The 20,215-nt window shown below is 65.2% G+C and carries 19 protein-coding genes and 1 tRNA gene; 9 read left to right on the top strand and 11 right to left on the bottom strand.

Annotation, left to right across the window (positions count from 1 at the left end; all coding sequences use genetic code 11):
- Positions 1-486: 486 nt before the first annotated feature.
- The 7 genes from L2Y97_RS22390 to L2Y97_RS15035 all read right to left on the bottom strand — a co-directional run bounded on the left by L2Y97_RS22390 (position 487) and on the right by L2Y97_RS15035 (position 6,159).
- Positions 487-618: a hypothetical protein gene (locus L2Y97_RS22390; protein ID WP_256452049.1), complete on the bottom strand. Its 132-nt coding sequence runs from the start codon at positions 616-618 to the stop codon at positions 487-489.
- A 518-nt stretch (positions 619-1,136) separates the two neighbouring features.
- Positions 1,137-1,697 (bottom strand): hypothetical protein, encoded by a 561-nt coding sequence (locus L2Y97_RS15060; RefSeq protein WP_247428091.1) that lies wholly within the window; start codon positions 1,695-1,697, stop codon positions 1,137-1,139.
- Between the two features lie 73 nt (positions 1,698-1,770).
- Positions 1,771-2,697, bottom strand: coding sequence for an aspartyl/asparaginyl beta-hydroxylase domain-containing protein (locus L2Y97_RS15055; RefSeq protein ID WP_283248305.1), 927 nt, complete (start codon positions 2,695-2,697; stop codon positions 1,771-1,773).
- 100 nt (positions 2,698-2,797) lie between these two features.
- The gene (gene thiD, locus L2Y97_RS15050) at positions 2,798-3,574 is read right to left on the bottom strand and encodes a bifunctional hydroxymethylpyrimidine kinase/phosphomethylpyrimidine kinase (RefSeq protein WP_247428087.1); all 777 of its coding nucleotides are present in this window, start codon (positions 3,572-3,574) and stop codon (positions 2,798-2,800) included.
- Positions 3,571-4,959: a PhoH family protein gene (locus L2Y97_RS15045; protein WP_247428085.1), complete on the bottom strand. Its 1,389-nt coding sequence runs from the start codon at positions 4,957-4,959 to the stop codon at positions 3,571-3,573. Before L2Y97_RS15045 ends, thiD begins: the two co-directional genes overlap by 4 nt.
- Before the next feature lie 82 nt (positions 4,960-5,041).
- Positions 5,042-5,503: a peroxiredoxin gene (locus L2Y97_RS15040; RefSeq protein ID WP_247428082.1), complete on the bottom strand. Its 462-nt coding sequence runs from the start codon at positions 5,501-5,503 to the stop codon at positions 5,042-5,044.
- 23 nt (positions 5,504-5,526) lie between these two features.
- Complete coding sequence (locus L2Y97_RS15035) at positions 5,527-6,159, bottom strand: glycine cleavage system transcriptional repressor (RefSeq protein WP_425492769.1); 633 nt, start codon at positions 6,157-6,159, stop codon at positions 5,527-5,529.
- Positions 6,160-6,267: 108 nt separating this feature from the next.
- On the opposite strand from L2Y97_RS15035, the gene dapA reads away from it, so the two are divergent.
- Entirely contained in the window at positions 6,268-7,161 is an 894-nt protein-coding gene (dapA, locus tag L2Y97_RS15030) for a 4-hydroxy-tetrahydrodipicolinate synthase (protein WP_425492859.1), read from the top strand.
- 40 nt (positions 7,162-7,201) lie between these two features.
- Positions 7,202-7,807, top strand: a complete 606-nt coding sequence (locus L2Y97_RS15025) for a hypothetical protein (RefSeq protein ID WP_247428075.1) — start codon at positions 7,202-7,204, stop codon at positions 7,805-7,807.
- Positions 7,808-7,938: 131 nt separating this feature from the next.
- Here L2Y97_RS15025 and fdxA read toward each other — a convergent pair whose 3' ends face one another.
- Both fdxA and L2Y97_RS15015 read right to left on the bottom strand, forming a co-directional pair.
- The gene (gene fdxA, locus L2Y97_RS15020) at positions 7,939-8,262 is read right to left on the bottom strand and encodes a ferredoxin FdxA (RefSeq protein ID WP_247428072.1); all 324 of its coding nucleotides are present in this window, start codon (positions 8,260-8,262) and stop codon (positions 7,939-7,941) included.
- Positions 8,263-8,290: 28 nt separating this feature from the next.
- A tRNA-Glu gene (locus L2Y97_RS15015) sits at positions 8,291-8,366 on the bottom strand.
- Positions 8,367-8,584: 218 nt separating this feature from the next.
- Between L2Y97_RS15015 and pcnB the strand changes: the two genes are divergently transcribed.
- The 6 genes from pcnB (at position 8,585) to pgi (ending at position 14,532) form a co-directional block, all read left to right on the top strand.
- Positions 8,585-9,919 carry a polynucleotide adenylyltransferase PcnB gene (gene pcnB / locus L2Y97_RS15010; RefSeq protein WP_247428069.1) on the top strand — a complete coding sequence of 445 codons (1,335 nt, stop codon included), beginning with the start codon at positions 8,585-8,587 and terminating at the stop codon, positions 9,917-9,919.
- Entirely contained in the window at positions 9,916-10,401 is a 486-nt protein-coding gene (gene folK / locus L2Y97_RS15005) for a 2-amino-4-hydroxy-6-hydroxymethyldihydropteridine diphosphokinase (protein WP_247428066.1), read from the top strand. The genes pcnB and folK overlap by 4 nt, the downstream gene beginning before the upstream one ends.
- 132 nt (positions 10,402-10,533) lie before the next feature.
- Complete coding sequence (panB, locus tag L2Y97_RS15000; protein WP_247436802.1) at positions 10,534-11,298, top strand: 3-methyl-2-oxobutanoate hydroxymethyltransferase; 765 nt, start codon at positions 10,534-10,536, stop codon at positions 11,296-11,298.
- Between the two features lie 10 nt (positions 11,299-11,308).
- Positions 11,309-12,154: a pantoate--beta-alanine ligase gene (gene panC, locus L2Y97_RS14995; RefSeq protein WP_247428064.1), complete on the top strand. Its 846-nt coding sequence runs from the start codon at positions 11,309-11,311 to the stop codon at positions 12,152-12,154.
- Between the two features lie 143 nt (positions 12,155-12,297).
- On the top strand, positions 12,298-12,678 hold the full coding sequence (gene panD / locus L2Y97_RS14990; RefSeq protein ID WP_247327735.1) for an aspartate 1-decarboxylase: 381 nt from the start codon (positions 12,298-12,300) through the stop codon (positions 12,676-12,678).
- Positions 12,679-12,897: 219 nt separating this feature from the next.
- Complete coding sequence (gene pgi / locus L2Y97_RS14985; RefSeq protein ID WP_247428061.1) at positions 12,898-14,532, top strand: glucose-6-phosphate isomerase; 1,635 nt, start codon at positions 12,898-12,900, stop codon at positions 14,530-14,532.
- 51 nt (positions 14,533-14,583) lie between these two features.
- Here pgi and parE read toward each other — a convergent pair whose 3' ends face one another.
- Both parE and L2Y97_RS14975 read right to left on the bottom strand, forming a co-directional pair.
- Entirely contained in the window at positions 14,584-16,473 is a 1,890-nt protein-coding gene (parE, locus tag L2Y97_RS14980) for a DNA topoisomerase IV subunit B (RefSeq protein ID WP_247428059.1), read from the bottom strand.
- 151 nt (positions 16,474-16,624) lie between these two features.
- Positions 16,625-18,424: an aminopeptidase P family protein gene (locus L2Y97_RS14975; protein WP_247428056.1), complete on the bottom strand. Its 1,800-nt coding sequence runs from the start codon at positions 18,422-18,424 to the stop codon at positions 16,625-16,627.
- Positions 18,425-18,508: 84 nt separating this feature from the next.
- Between L2Y97_RS14975 and pyrG the strand changes: the two genes are divergently transcribed.
- Positions 18,509-20,188: a CTP synthase gene (gene pyrG / locus L2Y97_RS14970; protein ID WP_247428054.1), complete on the top strand. Its 1,680-nt coding sequence runs from the start codon at positions 18,509-18,511 to the stop codon at positions 20,186-20,188.
- Positions 20,189-20,215 lie beyond the last annotated feature (27 nt).

Below are 20,215 nucleotides of genomic sequence, written 5' to 3'. Positions count from 1 at the left end.
GCTCGCCTTCGGCTTCGCGCTAGTGAAGCGGTTCATTCGCTGGCGCGAATGCATGTCTCGAGCGGCATCCGCCGCCTGTTGGTTGTGGGCTTGAGGCGAAGAGCTGTCGGTGCCCACCCTCGCTGCTCAGGCAGGTCCTCCGCGTTCGGTGCGGAATGCGCCTTCGGCGCATGGTTTACCTATATGGCCTACGGCCGCTCTCTTGTGCGGAACTCGCCTCGAGGGTGGGCACCGACGACTCTCTTCACCCATGAGGTGGCATGGCGGCGAGCTCGCTGCTGGTGCGCCATGCCGTTGTAGGAGCCCACCCTGTGGGCGACGCCGTTCGCGACAAAGCCACAGGGCCTGCTACGTCGTCGCGAAAGATGTCGCCCACAGGGTGGGCTCCTACAAGGCTATATCGCGATTTGATAAATGGATGGACCAGGCTCGTGTGGGAGCGTGCTTGCACGCGATCAGCCGACGCGGCGATGACGCCGCAACCCATCAACGCGCGACGGCCACCACGTTCGCCGGCAGCTGCGACGGGCTGGCCGTGACAAATGCCCCCATCGCCAACACGCAAGTCAGCACGGCAGCAACGAAGAAGGACTTGAGCAGGAAGGTTTCAGCGTTCATGGCGATGCTCCGTGAGGTGGGACAGATGGGGCCAGGCCCCGTTACCCAAGACGTTGCATCCGCCGTGCCAACCCCATCAACGGCCCGCAAACGGCGCCACGACGCCGTTTGCGCCGAACCACGCCACACAATCACTACTGTCCGCGGACGAAGCCGCTGTCCGTCCGCACGTGTCCGAACGCACCGATCGACCCGCAGACAACGCACCGGCTCTCCCACCACCCAACCTCATGGGTCAAAAGAGCCGTCGGTGCCCACCCTCGAGGCGAGTTCCGCACAAGAGAGCGGCCGTAGGCCAGCCTTACATAGGGCTGGCCCATGGCTCGCTAACGGGGCGGCGGTTGTAGGAGCGCACCTTGTGCGCGAATCAAAGACATGGCGGCGTAGCCGCAGCATCGACGCGAGGGTGGGCACCGGCGGCTCTCGGCCTCAAGCCCACAAGCACTAGGCGGCGCAAGCCGCTGGCTACACGCATTCGCGAATGCGAATGAACCGCTTAACAGCTCGACACCGTGCGCCTATTTGGCGTCGGCCACCTGCGGATCACGACTATCCGCCGTGATGGACGTATTCTCCAGCGCCCGCTGGCAAACCGCCGCCTGCGCCGGGTAGCGGTCCACGCAATACGCCACCCACTTACGCACGCTCTTCGCACGCTGCGAAGGCAACAAGTGCCCCGTCATCGGTGCACGCGCATAGCCCGTCAGCTCCTTCAGGACCGCAAGCAGCCCATCATGCACGTACCACGGGTGGTATTGCGTATCCGAGCGGCCCGTTACCGCCTGCACCCAGATCGATTGCTCGGGCAGCGGGCGGCTATCGCCCAGGTGGGCTACCACGTACGGGACCGCTGGCCTGCCAAGGCCGATCAGCGTCTTGAACGCGCGGGCCTGGCTGGTGGAGTCCTTGGTGAGGTCGGCGACAAGCCCATCGACTAGCAGGCCCAGATCGCGTTGAACACCCGCGGCCGGGACGGCGGCGAGGGGCGGGGTTCCGGGTGGAATGACATGTGCCGGCGGCGGGGCCGCTGCGGCAATCGTGGGAACCACTAGTGCGAGAAACCAGCCAAGCTGCTTCATGCCCTTGTCTCCGTTCAGGCTCACCCCGTCCGGAGTATCGCGCCGCTTGATCCTGCGGCGCGTGAAATCTTCTTTAACCCCGGAAGAAGGGGTAGGGCGCCAGGAACACCAGCCAGACCATCACCACGATGCCGATGTACTTGAGGACGCGAAACAGCTTCGGGTTGGCCTTCTTGAATTTGCGGGTGCGCTCGCGGCCACGCTGGTTCAGGGCGAACATGCGGTTCACGAAGCCCACCTGTTCCTTGCCGTCATCGCTGTTGGGCGAGGCGGTGATCGAGCCCATGAAGGCACCGACCCGCTTGTTGATCGCCGTCATCAGGCCGAACTTGAGCGGTCGCTCCACATCGGCGAACAGGATCACACGGGTCTGGTCGGTGCGGTTCTCCGCCCAATGCACATAGGTTTCGTCGAACACCACATCCTTGCCATCGCGCCAGGCGTGCATTTCGCCATCGACGAAGATGCGGCAGTCGTCCGAATTGGGCGTGATCAGGCCAAGGTGGTAGCGCAGCGAACCGGCGAACGGATCGCGGTGCGGATTCAGGCGGCTGCCCGGCGGCAGCAGGGCGAACATGGCCGCCTTCACGCTCGGGATCGAGTTCAGCAGCTTCACCGTCTCCGGGCAAAGGGCCTCTGCGGATGCGAGCGGTTCGCCGTACCACTTAAGGTAAAAGCGCTTCCAGCCCTGCTTGAAGAACGAGTTGAACGAGGCATCGTTATGCTTTTCCGCCGAGCGAATGTAGCCCTCGTCAAACAGGTGCATGGCCTCTTCGCGGATTTTCTGCCAGTTGTTCTGCAGCAGATCGAGTTGCGGGAACCCGCTGCGATCCAGGATGGGCCGTGCGGGCACCGCTGAAAATGCGTACATCAACAGGTTGTACGGGGCGAACAGCGCCGAGTGATCCACCAGCTGGCGATCGAATCGCAGGCGCGAGCGGCCACGCAGGTGCACCAGTAGCACGCATAGCGTGAACAGGATCAACAGGTACAGGACGATGAAGCGGGGCCCGAGGAGATTCATGGGGTTGCACTCGAAAGGACGGGCGATACATGCGGCCCGTTCAGGCCCGTATCAACGCGCTTAGTTTACTCCGGGCTTAGTGCGCCAGCACGTGGACGGCGCCGCCGCCTGGGCGCCACGCCCCCCGGAAAGCCTTGTCCAGCCAGGAAATGGCAGCGCGGACAGCCGCCTGCGGCGCTTTGCCCCGTGCCAGGTGGGCTGTGACGGCCGAAGCAAGGGTGCAGCCGCTGCCGTGGCCCTCGAAGGGAAGGCGGGGGTGTTCAAATGCGAGCGCGCCGGTCGCGTCGTAGTAACGATCCACGATCTGCCGGCCGTTAGCATGGCCCCCCTTCAGCAGCACGCCGCCGCAGCCCAGGGCGAGTAAATCAGCCCCGGCCTCGTCGAAGGCCTTGCCGATCCGCCGGCCCAGGAGGGCCTCTGCCTCGGGCAGGTTGGGCGTGAGGATATCTGCCAGCGGAATGAGTCGTGTGAGCAGGGCGTCTAGCGCGTTCTCATCGAGCAGGCGGGCGCCGCTCGTGGCAATCATCACCGGGTCGACCACTAGCCACGGTGGCTGTCGTGCGGCCAATTCTTTAGCTACGAGCCGTGTGATGGCGGCGGAGCCGAGCATGCCCGTCTTCACCCCAGCAATCGGGAAGTCGGCGAACACGGCCTCGATCTGGCTACGCACATGGGCGAGCGGCAACGTGTGCACCGCGGAAACGCCTCGGGTGTTTTGCGAGGTGACCGCCGTGATCGCGGTCAGCCCGTGCGTGCCCAGCGAGTGGAACGTCTTCAGGTCAGCCTGGATCCCCGCACCACCGCCGGAGTCGGATCCGGCGATGGTGAGGGTGTTGGGTTTCGCGACCGTCACAAGGCTTCGGAAGCGAAATCGGCCAGGCGCGAACGTTCGCCGCGCTTCAGGGTGATGTGGCCGGAATGGGCCCACATCTTGAAGCGGTCCACCGCGTAGGTCAGGCCCGAGGTGGTTTCGGTGAGGTACGGCGTGTCGATCTGCTCCACATTGCCAAGGCACACGATCTTCGTGCCCGGGCCCGCGCGCGTGATCAGCGTCTTCATCTGCTTGGGCGTAAGGTTCTGCGCCTCGTCGATGATGAGGTAGCGGCTGAGGAACGTTCGGCCGCGCATGAAGTTCAGCGAGCGGATCTTCACCCGCGAGGCGAGCAGGTCGTTGGTGGCCTGGCGGCCCCACGATCCACCTTCCTCGGGGTTGGCGAGCACTTCCAGGTTATCGGTGAGCGCGCCCATCCACGGGGTCATCTTTTCCTCTTCCGTACCGGGGAGGAAGCCAATGTCTTCGCCGACCGACACGGTGGCGCGAGTCATGATGATCTCGCGGTACCGCTGCTGGTCCATGACCTGGGCCAGGCCGGCGGCGAGCGCGAGCAGGGTCTTGCCGGTACCTGCCGTGCCAAGCAGCGTGACGAAATCCACGTCGGGATCCATCAGCAGGTTCATCGCGAAGTTCTGCTCGCGGTTACGTGCCGCAATACCCCACACGCCGTGCGCGGCGTGGGTATGGTCATCGAGCAGGACCAGTTTCGCCCTGCGGTGGTCCTCGTCGCCGCGGATCTCGAGCACGCGCAGCTCGACGTCGTTCTCGCCCGGCATGTACAGGCATTGGTTCGGATACCAGAGCTCGTCGTCGCGTACATCTACTTCGTAGAACGTGCGACCACGCTCGTTCCACGAACGGAGCTCGGGGTGCAGGCTCCAGAAATCCTCCGGCAGCTGGTCTGAACCGGTGAAGAGCAGGGCGAAATCATCGAGCGCGCGATCGTTCTCGTAATCCTCGGCGGTGATGCCGTAGATCGAGGCCTTGATCCGGAGGTTGATGTCCTTGCTGACCAGGATGACCGGGCGATCGGGGTACTGGTCGCGCAAGTCGATGACCGCGGCCAGGATCTGGTTATCCGCCTTGCCGTTGCCGTGGCTGGTACGTTGCTGGAAGAACAGGCGGCCCACCGCGCCGCGCTTGAGCTTGATACCCTGGGGGTTGCTCAGTTCGACCCCTTCGCGGAGTCCGTCGTGGCCGCCGCGCTCGATGAGCTCGTTGAGGAAGCGGCTTACCTGGCGGCCGTTGCGTGAAACTTCCGAGCCACCTTTCTTCTTGTCGTCCAGTTCCTCCAGCACCGTCATCGGTATGAAGACATCGTGTTCCTCAAAGCGGAACAGCGAGGTCGGATCGTGCAGCAGCACGTTGGTGTCGAGGGCGTAGATGCGCTTGCTTCCGGTCATGCGGAAGTGACCTCATGCGGAGGTTGCAAAACCCGGCTACGCGGCCGTGGCCGGGGGAAGGAGCCGCGTGGCGCGGTGTCCGTCACGCGGTGGGAACACTCTCAAGGACGGCTTGCGCATGGCCGGGGATTTTCACCCCGCGCCACTCCGCGAACACCTTGCCATCCGGGTCGATGAGAAACGTGCTGCGTACGACACCCATGTACTTTTTGCCGTACAGCACCTTCTCGTGGATGACGTCGAAGGCCTGGCACCAGGCTTCATCGGCGTCGGAAACGAGGGGGAAGGGGAGTTCGTGCTTTGCTGCGTAGTTCGCGTGCGAGCGCACCGAATCGCGCGATACCCCGATGACTTCGGCGCCACGCGCCTGGAATTCGGCGTAGTGGTCGCGGAAATCCTTGGCTTCGTTCGTGCAGCCCGGCGTGTTGTCCTTGGGGTAGAAGAACACGACGACCCACTTGCCGGAGAGGGATGACAGCGCCAGCGTGGAAGCGTCGCCGAGCGTGCCCTTGAGTTTCGGAACCTTCTTACCCTTGCCGATCATGCGATGTGTTTTATTCCCTGGGGTCAGAACTTTACCGGGTCCATGATGGCATCGAGGTTGAGGCCATCGCACAGTTCGAGGAAATCGTCGCGCAGCGCGGCGATATGCGTTTCGGACGGAATGCCGATCGTGATCTGCGCCTGGAACATCTCCGCGCCGGTCTGCATGGCCTGGTAGCGCATGGAAGAGAGCTGCTCCACGCTGATGTCACGGCGCGAAAAGAACTCGATGATCTTGACCAGGATGCCCGGGCGATCGGCGGCGATCACTTCCACCAGGTACGGCAGCAGGTGCGCCGTCGGCTCGCGCGGCGTCGTGCGGTAGTGGACGATCTGCAGTTCTTCATCCCGGGCCAGCTTGCCCACCGCCGTTTCCAGCTTGGCCACCGCATCCCAGGAGCCTGACGCCAATAGCATCACGGAGGTGTCGTTGCCGATGGTGGAAACCCGGGCATCGGCCAGGTTGCACCCGGAATCGGCGATACGCTTGGCGAGGGCGAGGATCGGCGCGCGGTGCGCCGGCGACAGTGTCGAGATAAGTAACTGGTTATCGGCGGCGGCGCTGCGTGCTACAGAACGGTTCAAGGCCTTTACTACCCATGGCGCGGCCCGCGGGGCGCGGGGCGTCGCTGTTGGCCCGAGCTTAACGGGGGCCATCGGACACTAGCAAGACACGGCGGGCGGTGGCGGCCGCATCAGGGCGAATGGACTCCCCGGAAACGCCCCGGTAACATGCGAAGGGCTGGTTCCTCAATGGGTTTCACCTTGGATATCTCCGGAAGCATCACCGCATTGGCAACCCCGTTTGCCGCTGACGGTTCGCTCGATCTCGACGCGTTTGGCCGCCTGCTCGACCAGCAGCTGGCCGGCGGCACCCAGGCCGTGGTGGTCGCGGGTTCGACGGGCGAATCGCACTTCCTCGAGCATGACGAATTCGAGCGCCTGCTCGCATTCGCGGTGAAACATATCGACAAACGTATCCCGGTCATCGCGGGCACCGGCGAAGCCGGTACGGCGAAGACCATTGCCACCACGCGCCGGGCCAGGGCCCTGGGTGCGGATGCCGCGCTGGTCGTGGCCCCGTTTTACGTGCGGCCCACCCAGGAAGGCATGCGCCGGCATTTTCTTGCCGTGGCCGACGAAGGTGGCCTCCCTGTCATCCTGTACAACGTGCCGCCGCGCACGGGCTGCGATATCGCGCCGGAGACCGTGGCGGTGCTTCGTGATCACCCCGGCATCGTCGGTATCAAGGAAGCCCGGGGTGAGCCAGAACGTATTCGGGCCATCGCGGAACTTATTCGCGCCGATTTCGTCTACCTCAGCGGTGACGACGGTACGGCCCACCAGGCCATGCTGGCTGGCGCCGCAGGCACCATTTCGGTGGTGGCCAATCTCGTTCCGGAGCCTTTCCGTGACTTCTGCGACGCCGCCCGTTCGGGTGACGCAGGGCGCACGGCCAGCGCCACGGCCCGGCTGGCCCCCCTGATCGACGCACTGAACTGTGCGCCGAACCCCATCCCCGTCAAGGCCGGCCTGGCCATGCTGGGGCTGGGTTTGGCGGCACCCCGCCTGCCCCTGGTCGAGCTGGAACCCGGCCCGGCGCTGGCGAAAGTGCGCGAAACGCTCGCGGCTCTGGCACCATTGGCGACTGCCGCCTGACGCAACCCCATTAAAACGGCTTCCAACGGAACCCTTGTTCATGAAGAAAACCTCGTACGCGCTGGTCGTCCCGGCACTGCTCCTGTCCGTCCTGGTCGTTTCCGGCTGCGGCGCGTTCCGCTCCACCAAGCAGTGGGAAAAGGCCAAGCAGGAAGCTCCGCTGGAAATTCCGCCGGGCATGGATACCCCGTCGACGAGCGCGGCGCTGGTGATTCCGGATGCCGGCTCTGCGTCGGGTAACGCCGCCGGCACGGGTGCTCCCGCCGCCGCCCCGGTTTCGGATGGCTTCATCCTGTCCGATGCCCCCGATGCGGCCTACAAGCGCATCGGCGAAGTGCTGGCGGTTGGCGATGTCGGTACCGTGACGGCGCATGACGACGATACCCACACGTTCCAGATCGCAGCGACCTCGGGTGCGCCGGAACAGAAGCGTGGCTTCTTCAAGCGCATGTTCGGCGGCAGCGACAAGAACCCCGATGCAGCGATCGAAGGCGGCCCGCAGGCCGCGCAGCAGGGTGGCAACAAGCACCCGGTGGTGCTCACGGTCAACGCCAGCGGCGCTGGCTCCGAGGTGCGTGCGCAGGGCGATGCAGGCGGCGTGCGTCGCGTCATCGATTCGCTGAAGGCGCGCCTCGGCGTCAAGTAAGCCCTGGTTTCGCTGCAAACGAAAGGCGCCCAATCGGGCGCCTTTTTTTATCCTCTGTAGGAGCGGGGCGCACAGGAGAAGCCGGGCGTGGAGAACAAAAAAGGCCCCGCGGGGCCTTTTTTTGTCGGAGCCTACTTCTGCAGCAGCTCGATCTTGTTGGGTTTGTTTTCCCAGTCCTTCGCGTCCGGCATGCCATCCTTGCGCTCGGTGATCACCGGCCAATCCTTCGACAGCTCGGCATTCAGCGCCACGAACGGCTCCTGCCCGGCGGGGACATCGTCCTCGGGGTAGATCGCGTTGATGGGGCATTCCGGCTCACAGAGGGTGCAGTCGATGCACTCGTCCGGATTGATGACCAGGAAGTTCGGGCCTTCGTGGAAGGCATCCACGGGGCAAACCTCGACGCAGTCCGTGTACTTGCACTTGATGCAGTTGTCGGTAACGACAAAGGTCATGCGAACGGTTCGGCGCCGAAGAGGAAAGTGGCGCTCCCTACGAGGTTCGAACTCGTGTTCCAGCCTTGAGAGGGCCGTGTCCTAGACCACTAGACGAAGGGAGCGGGTCGTACGAGACGTACGAAGCGCGCTAGTATATCCGAATTCCGCCGCCTGGCAACGTCTTTGCAGCCGCTCGTCGGATTGGGTCGAATTCGTTACATTTGGCCCGTTCATCCCGACACCGGCCGCCGGTGGGGGCAGCCACTTGCCCGGGCGCCAAGGCGCCCGCCAGGACACCAACCGCTTGAATTCCGAATCAAGGGGCGAGGTTCCGCACGGTATGCGAATCATCCCGCGCGAACAGCACTCCATTTCCCGCAAGAACATCAGCAAAGCCGCGTTGCGCGTGCTTTACCGACTGCATGACGCCGGGTTCGCCGCGTACCTGGTGGGCGGTGCCGTGCGCGACCTACTGCTGGGCGGCCACCCCAAGGATTTCGACGTGGCGACCAACGCCACGCCGGAAGAGGTGAAAGGGCTGTTCCGCAACTGCCGGTTGATTGGCCGTCGCTTCCGGCTCGCCCACGTCGTGTTCGGCCCCGAGATCATCGAGGTTGCCACCTTCCGTGGTACGGGTGAGGAGGGGGCCGAGGGTGAGGGTGACCGGCACATCGTCGATGGCCGAATCGTCCGCGACAACATCTGGGGGACGATCGAGGAAGATGCGGTACGCCGCGACTTCCGGGTCAACGCCCTTTATTACGACATCGCCGATTTCAGCGTTCGCGATTACGTGGGCGGCATGCAGGACCTGGAAGACCGCACCATGCGGCTTATCGGTGATCCTGAGCAGCGCTATCGCGAAGATCCCGTGCGCATGCTGCGTGCAGCGCGTCTCGCGGCCAAGCTGGGCTTCACCATCGCGCCGTCGGCGTCCGCACCGTTCAAGAAGCTGGGGCACCTGCTGACAGAAGCCTCGCCCGCCCGCCTGTTCGACGAGTCGTTGAAACTGTTTCTCGCGGGCCATGGGCTGAAGAGCTTCAAGATGCTCGAAGCCTGCGGTTTGCTTGAGTTCCTGTTTCCAGCGACCGCCCGCGCGCTGGAGCGCGGTGACAACGCGTTGCGTGCGCTGGTGGAGCAGGGCCTGGCCAACACGGATGCCCGGATCGCTGAAGGCAAGTCGGTTACCCCGGCGTTCCTCTATGCGGTATTGCTATGGGGCGAGGTGCGCGATCAGGCCCACGGCTGGATGGCGCAAGGTTTTGAAATGAATGAGGCATGGCAGCGCGCTGCCGTGCACGTGGTGGGTGAACAGTGCCAGCGCGTCGCCATCCCGCGCCGTTTTACGTTCACCATGGAAGAGATCTGGGCGCTGCAGCCGCGCTTCGAGCAGATCCACCGTAAGCGCGTGTTCCGCCTGATGTCGCACCCGCGCTTCCGTGCCGCATTCGATTTCCTGCTGCTGCGCGCCCACGAATCCCCGCGCATGCGCGAGCTGGGTGAGTGGTGGGCGCACGCTCAGCAGTTGCCGCCGGAGATGCTGGCGGCCGCCCTGGGCGGGGGCGGTGTGCCGACGAACGACGGCAGCACCGTGGCCGCCACGGCACCGGCGCGAAAACGCCGCCGCCGGCGCAAGCCCACGCGGGGTGGCAAGGGCGACGCGGGCGGGGCGTGAGCGTCGTTGCCCTGATCGGCCTGGGCGGGAACCTGGGTGACGTGCGGTCGCGGCTCGGTGCCGCGATCGACGCCCTGGACGGAACGCCGGGCATTCGTGTCGTCGCGAGGTCGCGGTTCTACCGCACGCCCCCCTGGGGCAACCTGGACCAGCCGGATTTCATCAATGCGGCCATCGCCGTGGAGACCTCCCTGGACGCCCACGGCCTGCTCGATGCCTTGCTGGCGACCGAGCGTTCGTTCGGCCGCGTGCGTGATGGCGAGCGCTGGGGCCCTCGCACGCTCGACCTGGACCTGCTGGCCTATGGCGACACCGTGATCCACGACGAACGCCTCGTGGTGCCTCACCCGCGGATCCCCGAGCGGGCTTTCGTCCTGCTGCCCCTGGCGGACATCGCTCCTGGAGCCATGCTGGCGGGGCAAGGCAAGGTCGCCGATCTGCTGGCCGGCGTGGATTCGGCTGAATGCATCCCCCTCGCCTGATCCGGGTTCCTTGAGCCCCGGGCCAATCAGGCGGACAATTCCCGTTTCACCCAACGAGGCGACAAGAGCGTGTACGTCGAAAAAACGAGTGCGCCGGCGCGTAAGCCGGTGACCGTGCCGGGCCTGAAGGCAATGAAAGCCGAAGGCCGGAAGATCGTGATGCTCACCGCCTACGATGCGAGTTTTGCCGCGCAACTGGAATCCGCCGGGGTCGATGTCGCCCTGGTGGGTGACTCCCTCGGCATGGTGGTGCAGGGCAGGTCGAGCACGCTACCGGTCACGGTCGATGAAATGGTCTACCACACCGCTGCCGTGGCGCGCGGTCTTTCCGCCACGTTGCTGGTGGCCGACCTGCCGTTCATGAGCGATCGCGATGTGCCTGCCGCGATGGAGGCCGCCACGCGGCTCGTCGCGCAGGGCGGCGCCGCCATGGTCAAGATCGAGGGCGCTGGCCGCATCTGTGAGGTGATTTCGGCGCTGGCTGAGCGGGATATTCCCGTGTGCAGCCACCTGGGTCTCACCCCGCAGTCCGTGAACAAGTTCGGCGGCTACAAGGTGCAGGGCAAGACGGAAGACGCGGCCGACAAGCTTTTCGCCGATGCGAAGGCCGTTGAGGCGGCGGGTGCCGATTTGCTTGTCCTCGAATGCGTGCCCTCTGCGCTGACCGAACGCATCACGAAGGCGCTTTCGATCCCCGTGATCGGTATCGGGGCGGGCGTGGATTGCGACGGGCAGGTGCTGGTCGTGTACGACATGCTCGGCCTTACCCCCGGTAAGCGGCCGAAGTTCTCCAAGGATTTCCTCGCCGGACGTGATTCCATTCCGGCAGCGATCCGCGCGTACGCGGATGACGTAAGGGCGGGGGCGTTCCCCGGCCCCGAACACAGCTTCAGCTAACGAGCCAGCCATGCAGACCGTAACCGACGCCGCCGCCCTCCGTGCCACGATCCGCGGCTGGCGCACCTCTGGCCAGACCGTGGGCTTCGTGCCCACCATGGGCAACCTTCACGAGGGCCACCATTCCCTGTTGAAGCTGGCCCGTGCCCGCGCCGACCGGGTTGTCGCCTCTGTCTTCGTGAATCCCACCCAGTTTGGTCCGGGCGAGGATTTCGAGCGCTACCCGCGCACCCTGGCCCAGGATCAGGTGGGCCTGGCCGAGGCGGGCTGTGATGTGCTGTTCGCGCCGGAAGTGGCCACGCTCTACCCGTTCGGTGCCGAAGGGAGCGTCAGCATCCATGTGCCCGGCGTGACCGAGACCCTCGAGGGGGCCCACCGCCCCGGCCATTTCGATGGCGTGGCTACGGTGGTTTCCAAGCTGTTCCATCTGGTCCAGCCCGACTTTGCCGTCTTCGGCCAGAAGGATTTCCAGCAACTGAAGGTCATCGAGCGGATGGTCCGCGACCTGTCGTTGCCGGTGAAAATCATGTCCGGCCCCACCTTGCGTGACGACGATGGGCTGGCCAAAAGCTCGCGCAACCAGTACCTGACGCCCGCCGAGCGCCAGCGGGCGCCGCAGATCTACGCCACGCTGACCCAGATGCGTGACCTGTTCCGCCAGGGGCACAACTGGCAGGCCCTGGAAACCGCCGCCCGGGCGCGCCTGGAGCGCGCCGGTTTCGTTCCCGATTACGTGGCCATCCGCCGGGCCGATGACCTGGCCGAGCCCGCGGCGGACGAGCGCGAGGGCCTGGTCGCCCTGGTCGCCGCCCGCCTTGGCGCCACCCGCCTGATCGATAACCTGCCGTTCGACTGAATCCCTTCACGAACGGGCACTTGCGTTTCCGACCCCGCTCCCCCATAAAGCGCCTCGACACCGAGGAAGCCCATTCACGACGGTACGGGCTTGCTTCCGTTAGAATGGGCGTTTTTGTAACCGCCAAGACCCCAGAGACTGCCATGCACCTCAACATGCTCAAGTGCAAGATCCACCGCGCCACGGTGACTCACGCCGAGCTGAACTACGAAGGTTCGATCGCCATTGATGGCAACCTGCTCGATGCCGCCGGCATCCGTGAATACGAGCAGATCCACGCCTGGAACATCAACAACGGCGAACGCTTCGTCACGTACGCACTGCGTGCGGAAGAGGGCTCGGGCATCATTTCCGTGAACGGTAGCGCCGCGCGTCGCGTGTCCACGGGCGACCTGGTCATCATTGCCGCGTTCGTCGGCCTGTCCGAAGCCGAGATGGCCAAGTACCAGCCCGACCTGGTGTACGTGGATGCCGACAACCGCATCACGCACACGAATCATTCGATTCCGAAGCAGGCGGCGTGAAGGTAAGTCGCCGGCTTGCACCGGCTGTGAGCCGTTCGCTGCGCTCACTGTGAATCGTCAGCAGGATCGTGGGGTCCCCATCGGTCTTGCTGACGGCCCACAGGCCCTTGTGGCCGACTACCAGGCGGCTCGTCGCCGACTAACGCTCTAACATACAATCCACTTACGCTGCAGTGCGGTAATATCGGCGCTTCCCTCCGTCGCAGCCAAGTGGAAGCCATGGATTCAAACCACGTCCCCGTGCCGTCGTTCGATGAGCACAAGAGCCGCCTTGCCGGCACCTCCCTCCGCACGCTCGTCAACGATGCCTCCCGTGGCGATCGCTTCCGCAAGCGCATGGGTCCCATCCTGCTCGATATCACCCGCCAGAAGCTCGACACGGCGGCGCTCGATGCCGTGGGTAACTACATCGAGAGCACCGGCTGGCAGGCCGCGCGCGATGCCATGTTCGAAGGCAAGCACATCAACACCTCCGAAGACCGCGCGGTGCTGCACACCGCGCTGCGCGGGGGTGCGTCGCGTCATCCGGCCGCGCCCGCCGATGTGCGCAAGGACGTGGCCGATGCGCTGGACCAGATGGAAAAGCTCGTCAACGCCGTGCACAAGGGCGAGGGTGAATCGGTTGGCCTGATCGGCCGCGTCACCGACGTGGTCAACATCGGCATCGGCGGCTCGGACCTGGGTCCGCGCCTGGCGGTGCACGCCCTCGAGCGTTTCCACGTCGATGGCATCAGGAGCCATTTCCTTACCAACGTGGATGGCCAGGCTGCCTACGACCTGATGAACACGCTGGATCCCGCGCATACGCTGGTGATCCTCGTATCCAAGAGCTTCAACACCCAGGAAACGCTGCTCAACGGCGGCGTCTTCCGTGACTGGATCCTCAAGGCCAACAAGGGCGACACCACGAAGACCGCGAAGCACTTCATCGCCGTCAGTTCGAATGTCGAGGCCGTGAACAAGTGGGGCGCCGCACAGGTGCTGCCCATGTGGGATTACGTGGGCGGCCGTTTCTCGTTGTGGTCGGCCGTGGGTGCATCCATCGCCTTCGCCATCGGCATGAACGGTTTCCGCGACCTGCTGGCTGGCGCGGCCGAGGCGGACGACCATTTCCGTACGGCGGAGTGGAAGGACAACCTGCCGGTCCTGCTGGCCGCCGCCGAACTGTGGAACCGCAACATCCTTGGGACCACCAGCCGCGCGGTGATCCCGTACGTGGATTACCTGGCGGACCTGCCGTCGTACCTGCAGCAGCTCGAGATGGAATCGCTGGGCAAGCACGTGCACCCGACCACGGGTAAGCACGTCACCGGTTCGACCGTGCCAGTGGTGTGGGGCAGCATCGGCACGAATGCGCAGCACGCGTACTTCCAGGCGCTGCACCAGGGCACCGATATCGTGCCGCTGGAGTTCATCGGCCTGGTGAAGCCGGCACACCCGCTGCGCGAAAACCAGGATGTGCTCACCTCCAACCTGCTTGCCCAGGCTGCCGCGCTGTCGCTCGGCAAGACGTTCGAGGAAGCGCTTGCCGAAGCGAAGACGGGTACGGAGGAGGAGCGCCGCGCGCTGGCAGCGCAGCGTACGTTCGAGGGCAATCGCCCGAGCAGCGTCTTCATGCTTGATTCGCTTACCCCGCACTCGCTGGGTGCGCTCATCGCGCTGTACGAGCACAAGGTGTTCATGCTCGGACACCTGTGGGGCATCAACGCGTTCGACCAGTGGGGCGTGGAGCTGGGCAAGGTCATTGCCAAGCAGATCTACCCGTCGCTGGCGAACGACAAGGATGCCGGCGATATCGCGCAGTTCGACGCGGCAACGCGCGGGCTGATCGAAGCGATTCGCGAGCGCCGCTAAACGGCCCGTGTCGCGCAAAAAAAAGCCCGGCGTTGCCGGGCTTTTTTTGGTTCAGACCTCGAGGGTGGCCAGGTCGCCCTTGTCCTCGAGCCATTGCTTGCGGTCGCTGGCGCGCTTCTTGGCGAGCAGCATGTCCATCAGCTTCGTGGTGCCGTCATCGGTATCCACCGTGAGCTGCACCAGGCGGCGGGTATCCGGGTGCACCGTGGATTCGCGCAGCTGTGCCGGGTTCATCTCACCCAGGCCCTTGAAGCGGGTGACCGAGACGGCGCCCTTCATCTTCTCGCGCTCGACCTTCTCCAGCATCAGGCGCTTCTCTTCCTCATCCAGGCAATAGAACACCTGTTTGCCCACGTCCACGCGGAACAGCGGCGGCATGGCCACGAACACGTGGCCTTCGCGCACCAGCGCGGGGAAGTGGCGAAGGAACAGTGCCGAGAGCAGCGTTGCGATGTGCAGGCCGTCGGAGTCCGCGTCAGCGAGGATCACGACCTTGCCATAGCGCAGGCCTGTCAGGTCATCCTTGCCCGGGTCGCAGCCGATGGCGACGGCCAGGTCGTGCACTTCCTGCGAAGCGAGTACCGCGGTGGATTCGACTTCCCAGGTGTTCAGGATCTTGCCGCGCAGCGGCATGATCGCCTGGAAATCCTTGTCGCGGGCCTGTTTGGCAGAGCCACCTGCCGAATCGCCCTCGACGAGGAAAATTTCGGTGCGGGTCAGGTCCGTGGACGCGCAATCGGCAAGCTTGCCGGGCAGTGCCGGGCCCGAGGTGATCTTCTTGCGGACGACCTGCTTGGCGGCCTTGAGGCGCGCGCTCGCACGTTCGATCGCGAGTTGCGCGATCTTTTCGCCGAGATCCACGTGCTGGTTCAGCCACAGGCTGAAAGCATCGTGCACGACGCCTTCCACTACGCCCGCTGCGTTACGCGACGACAGGCGCTCCTTGGTCTGGCCAGCGAACTGGGCATCCTGCAGCTTGATGCTGAGGACGAAGGCGAGCCGCTCCCATACATCTTCCGGCGCGAGCTTGACGCCGCGCGGCAGCAGGTTGCGCAGGTCGCAGAACTCGCGGATGGCGTTGGTGAGGCCCGAGCGCAGGCCGTTCACATGCGTGCCGCCCTGCGCCGTCGGGATCAGGTTTACGTAGCTTTCCTGGACCAGCTCGCCTTCCGGCAACCAGCAGAGTGCGACATCCACCGTGTCCGTCTCGCGCGCGAAGTGCTTCACGAACAGATCGGCCGGGAGCGCTTCGGCGCCCTGCAGTTCGGCCTTCAGGTAATCCTGCAGGCCATCTTCGAAATACCACTCGGTGGTCTCGCCGGCGGCTTCGTCGTGCAGGCGCACGGTGAGGCCGGCGCAGAGCACGGCCTTGGCCCGCAGGAGGTGCTTGAGCTTGGAGACGAGGATGCGCGGCGAGTCGAAGTATTTCGGATCCGGCCAGAAGCGTAGCGTCGTGCCGGTCTTCTTCTTCGGCACGGTGCCAATCACTTCGAGCTCGCTGGCGCGATCGCCGTTCGCGAAGCTCATGCGGTATTCCTGGCCCTCACGGCGGATGGTGACATCCACGCGGGTGGAGAGCGCATTCACCACCGAGACACCCACGCCGTGCAGGCCGCCTGAGAACGCGTAATTCTTGTTCGAGAACTTGCCGCCCGCGTGCAGGCGCGTGAGGATCAGCTCGATACCCGGCACTTTCTCTTCCGGGTGGATATCCACGGGCATGCCGCGGCCATCGTCGGTTACTTCGACTGAGCCGTCGTTGAAGACGGTGACGTCGATGGTTTTCGCGTGGCCGGCCAGCGCCTCGTCGACGGAGTTGTCGATGACTTCCTGCGCCAGGTGGTTCGGGCGCGAGGTGTCGGTGTACATGCCGGGGCGGCGCTTGACCGGGTCAAGGCCGCTGAGGACTTCGATGTCTGAGGCGTTGTAACGGGTATTCATCAGGCGGGTCGGTTTCTCGTAAGCCGGGCAGGATGGGTGAGCGTATCGGAGCGGTCAAGTCTGCCCGATTCGCGTATCACCCAAAGAGACCGGCCCGTTGTAGGAGCGCGCTTGCGCGCGATAAGCCAACGAAGCGGTGACGCCGGCCCCCTCAAAGCGGGGCGCAGTGCCATTCCAGCCAGGCACGGTCCTCGCCGTCCAGAAGGGGGGACAGGGCCGCACGCACGGTGGCGTGGTAATCGTCCAGCCAGGCTCGCTCGGAGGGCTCCAGCAGCCGCGGTTCCAGCCCGCGCCGGTCAAACGGGCAAAGGGTGAGCGTCTCAAACGCGTAGAACTCGCCGAACTCGGTCTGGTCGGCCTGGGTAACCACGGCGAGGTTCTCGTGGCGGATGCCGTGGCGGCCGGGCTTGTACAGGCCGGGCTCGATCGAGGTGATCATGCCGGTCTCCAGCGGCACCAGCGCGCCGCCCGTGACCGGCGGGCGGATCCCGTGGGGGCCTTCATGCACGTTGAGGAAGTAGCCCACGCCATGGCCGGTGCCATGGCCGAAATCCATGCCGGCCGCCCAAAGGGGCGCGCGGGCCAGCGCATCCAGCTGTGGGCCGCTGGCGCCCTTGGGGAAGCGGGCGCGCGAGAGGGCGATCATGCCCTTGAGCACCAGCGTGGAATCGCGCTTCTGCTCATCGGTCACCGGCCCCAGGGCCAATACGCGGGTGATATCGGTCGTGCCGCCGAGGTACTGGCCGCCGGAATCGACCAGCAGGAGGCCCCTGGCGGCCAGCGGGCTGAAGCCCTCTTCGGTGGCGCGATAATGGGGAAGGGCGCCGTTGGCCTGGTAGCCCGCGATGGTCGAGAAACTCTCGCCGACAAAGCCGTCCTGGGCGGCACGCGCTTCGCGGACGATCGTATCGACGTCGAGCTCGGTCAACGGCTCGCCGCTTGCCAGCCCCGCCTCGATCCGCCGAAAGGCACGGGCGAGTGCCGCGCCGTCGCGGCGCATGGCCTCGCGAATGTGCTCTAACTCTTCGGGCGTCTTGCGTGCCTTGGCGGCGGTTGACGGCGCCGGCCCGCGCACTTGCTTCACGCTGGCCGGCAGGCCATCCAGGATGGCGACGACCACTTTCGACGGGTCGAACAGGAGCGTGGCGTCATCGGGCAGGGCGGCGACGGCAGCGGCGGCCGTGCCGTAATCGGCCAGGCTGATGCCATCGGCGGCCAGGGCGGCCTTCACCGCTGGCGGCAGCTTCGGGGCATCGATGAAGAGGGTGGCACGGGTGTCCTCGACCAGCAGATGGGCGAGGAACACGGGGTTGTAGTCGACATCGGCGCCGCGCAGGTTGGTGAGCCAGGCGATGTCATCGAGGCTGGAGACCAAGTGGTGCGTGGCCCCGGCCCGGCGCATGGCGGTGCGAACATGCTGCAGCTTGTCGGCCCGGCTGACCGGGGCGTAGGGCGCCTCGTGGGCAAACACCGGAGCCGCGGGGCGGGCAGGACGGTCCGCCCAGGCGGCACCCGGCAGGTCCAGGTCGGTGCGCAGCGAGGCACCGGCACCGGCCAGGCGCTGGGCCAGGCCCTCGGCGCCCGCCACCGACACGCTATCGCCGGCGACGGCCACGGTGTCCCCGTCACCGAACTGGCTGGCGAGCCAGGCCACGTGCTCGGGCGTGTGCGCCACGTTAAGCTTCATCAGGGGCAGGCCGCTGCCGGCCAGTTCGGTCTCCGCCTGCGAGAAATAGCGTGAATCCGTCCACAGGCCGCCGCCCTTCGCGGTGACCACCAGGGTGCCTGCCGAGCCCGTGAACCCCGAAAACCACTCCCGGGCCTGCCAGCGGGGCGGCAGGTACTCGGAAAGGTGGGGGTCGGCGCTCGGCACGACGACGGCGGCAACACCCGCGCGGGCCATGGCGGCGCGCAGGGCTTCGAGGCGGGCGAAAATCGGGGATGTGCTCATACCCCCATGTTAAGCGTTCAGCGAACCCCTCGCGAGCGGCCGTGCACTCGGGTAAAATACAAATTTCCAGCACTGGCTGCTCGCATGACTCCCCTGATTTTCGTCACCGGCGGTGTGGTGTCTTCCCTTGGGAAAGGCATCGCAGCGGCGTCGCTTGCCTCCATCCTCGAGGCGCGTGGTCTCTCCGTGACCATGATGAAGCTCGATCCGTACATCAACGTGGATCCGGGCACCATGAGCCCCTTCCAGCACGGCGAGGTGTACGTCACCGATGACGGCGCCGAAACCGACCTGGACCTGGGCCACTACGAGCGCTTCGTGCGTACCCGTCTGACGGGCAAGAATTCCATCACGGCCGGCAAGATCTACGAATCGGTGATCCGCAAGGAACGCCGTGGCGATTACCTGGGCGCCACCGTGCAGGTCATCCCGCACATCACTGACGAGATCAAGCACTCGATCCACGAAGCGACCCGTGGTTTCGACGTGGCGCTGGTGGAAGTGGGTGGCACCGTGGGCGATATCGAATCCCTGCCGTTCCTCGAGGCGATCCGCCAGCTGCGTATCGAGCACGGCGCCGAGAAGTGCATGTTCGTGCACCTCACGCTGGTGCCGTATATCAAGGCCGCGGGCGAGATCAAGACCAAGCCGACCCAGCATTCGGTGAAGGAACTGCGCTCGATCGGTATCCAGGCCGATGTGCTGCTGTGCCGTGCCGAAGAGGCGCTGCCGGATACGGAACGGCACAAGATCGCGCTGTTCACCAACGTGCCGAAGAACGCCGTCATCAGCATGATCGATGTCGACGTGATCTATAAGCTGCCGATGTGGCTGCACGAGCAGGGCCTGGATGACCTGGTCATCAAGCGCCTTGGTCTCGACGCCGGCCCGGCCGATCTCTCCAGCTGGGTGCGCACGGTGGAAGCCGTGGAACACCCGCGCGATGAAGTCACGGTCGCCATTGTCGGTAAGTACGTCGAACACAAGGATGCCTACAAGTCGCTGGGCGAAGCCCTGCGCCACGGTGGCATCAAGCAGTCCACCCGGGTCAAGCTGGAGTGGATCGATTCCGAGGACGTCGAGGCGCGTGGTGCGCGCGCGGTACTGGGGGGCGCCGATGCCATCCTGGTGCCGGGCGGTTTTGGCAAGCGTGGCTTCGAGGGCAAGATCCTTGCCGCGCAGTTCGCCCGCGAAACCGGCATTCCGTACTTCGGCATCTGCTACGGCATGCATGCGGCGGTGGTCGAATTCGCCCGGAACACGGCGGGTCTCAAGCAGGCCGACTCCAGTGAAAACGATCGCAACACGCCGGATCCCGTCATCGCCCTGATCACCGAATGGACCACGGCCGCCGGTGAAACCGAGCAGCGCAGCGAACGCTCCGACCTGGGTGGCACCATGCGCCTCGGTGCACAGGAATGCCGCCTGAAGGCCGGCACGCTGGCGCGTGAACTGTACGGCGAGGATGTGGTGCGCGAGCGCCACCGCCATCGTTACGAGTTCAATAACCGCTACCGCCAGTCGTTCGAAGATCTTGGCCTGGTCATCTCGGGCAAATCCATGGATGACCTCCTGGTCGAGGTGGTGGAGCTGCCGCGCAACGTGCACCCGTGGTACCTGGGTTGCCAGGCACACCCGGAGTTCACCTCCACGCCCCGCGAAGGCCACCCGCTGTTCATCGGCTTCGTCCGTGCCGCTCGCGAATACAAGGCCGTGCGCGATGGTGAAAAGCTGGCGACCCGCTCCGAAGAATCGGCCGCTTGACGTTATGATGGGCATTGCCTGGCGCGA

It is taken from the genome of Luteibacter aegosomatissinici, assembly GCF_023078495.1.
GTDB lineage: Bacteria > Pseudomonadota > Gammaproteobacteria > Xanthomonadales > Rhodanobacteraceae > Luteibacter > Luteibacter aegosomatissinici.
The sequence above is the reverse complement of the archived record's forward strand: the minus strand, read 5'-3'. Positions and strand labels throughout refer to the sequence as shown.

Excerpts from the sequence above, each read along its gene's own strand:
- L2Y97_RS22390 (WP_256452049.1), bottom strand. The coding sequence starts at position 618 with ATGAACGCTGAAACCTTCCTGCTCAAGTCCTTCTTCGTTGCTGCCGTG.
- L2Y97_RS15060 (WP_247428091.1), bottom strand. The coding sequence starts at position 1,697 with ATGAAGCAGCTTGGCTGGTTTCTCGCACTAGTGGTTCCCACGATTGCC.
- L2Y97_RS15045 (WP_247428085.1), bottom strand. The coding sequence starts at position 4,959 with ATGACCGGAAGCAAGCGCATCTACGCCCTCGACACCAACGTGCTGCTG.
- L2Y97_RS15040 (WP_247428082.1), bottom strand. The coding sequence starts at position 5,503 with ATGATCGGCAAGGGTAAGAAGGTTCCGAAACTCAAGGGCACGCTCGGC.
- L2Y97_RS15035 (WP_425492769.1), bottom strand. The coding sequence starts at position 6,159 with ATGGCCCCCGTTAAGCTCGGGCCAACAGCGACGCCCCGCGCCCCGCGG.
- L2Y97_RS15025 (WP_247428075.1), top strand. The coding sequence starts at position 7,202 with ATGAAGAAAACCTCGTACGCGCTGGTCGTCCCGGCACTGCTCCTGTCC.
- fdxA (WP_247428072.1), bottom strand. The coding sequence starts at position 8,262 with ATGACCTTTGTCGTTACCGACAACTGCATCAAGTGCAAGTACACGGAC.
- pcnB (WP_247428069.1), top strand. The coding sequence starts at position 8,585 with ATGCGAATCATCCCGCGCGAACAGCACTCCATTTCCCGCAAGAACATC.
- panB (WP_247436802.1), top strand. The coding sequence starts at position 10,534 with ATGAAAGCCGAAGGCCGGAAGATCGTGATGCTCACCGCCTACGATGCG.
- panC (WP_247428064.1), top strand. The coding sequence starts at position 11,309 with ATGCAGACCGTAACCGACGCCGCCGCCCTCCGTGCCACGATCCGCGGC.
- panD (WP_247327735.1), top strand. The coding sequence starts at position 12,298 with ATGCACCTCAACATGCTCAAGTGCAAGATCCACCGCGCCACGGTGACT.
- pgi (WP_247428061.1), top strand. The coding sequence starts at position 12,898 with ATGGATTCAAACCACGTCCCCGTGCCGTCGTTCGATGAGCACAAGAGC.
- parE (WP_247428059.1), bottom strand. The coding sequence starts at position 16,473 with ATGAATACCCGTTACAACGCCTCAGACATCGAAGTCCTCAGCGGCCTT.
- L2Y97_RS14975 (WP_247428056.1), bottom strand. The coding sequence starts at position 18,424 with ATGAGCACATCCCCGATTTTCGCCCGCCTCGAAGCCCTGCGCGCCGCC.
- pyrG (WP_247428054.1), top strand. The coding sequence starts at position 18,509 with ATGACTCCCCTGATTTTCGTCACCGGCGGTGTGGTGTCTTCCCTTGGG.